Annotated in this window: 1 protein-coding gene; it reads right to left on the bottom strand. The window is 39.9% G+C overall.

The genetic code is table 11. From position 1 onward, the window contains the following. A partial coding sequence (locus tag R7040_RS29610) for a transposase (protein ID WP_318098069.1) occupies positions 1-234 on the bottom strand: 234 nt, incomplete at its 3' end. Positions 235-534: the final 300 nt, after the last annotated feature.

Genomic DNA, 534 nt, shown 5'->3' with positions numbered 1-534 from the left:
TGAATCTGTAAACCCTTGCAATGCTCTTAACGGCATTGAGAAAACTCGTTTCATCATAAGCGCAGTGGTAATGGCTAAGTCGCCGAACTGACGAGGTCTACCACGTTTACCTTGTTTACTCTGCTTCCACTTGTGAATAGCTTCTTCATCCATCCAGAATGTCAGAGAACCACTATTAATAAGCGATAGATTGTATTGATTCCAATTAGTGGTTTTGTAGCGAGGTTTCGGCATTAGGCTAAGTTATTGGATAAACATAGTGGATCAGATCTTAGCTTATCGATTTTGTTGGATCATGGCGTTGAAGGCAACACTGTCATACAAATGAGCAAAAAGGAGAAAGGCACATTTTATATCACAAATGATGGTGGGTTGATTTTTTGGTGGTCAAGGAAAGGCTGGATTGCACAAAGTAAAACTTTGATCTAGCTAAAAAAGCAAGCTGCGTCTAGACTTTGAGGGAGGTAGCTTGCTCTCTAACGATTGAGCTGAAAAATTATTAAACACTCATTGCGATATCTAGCCAATACGAGT

The organism is Vibrio sp. 1069, assembly GCF_033340555.1.
The sequence above is the reverse complement of the archived record's forward strand: the minus strand, read 5'-3'. Positions and strand labels throughout refer to the sequence as shown.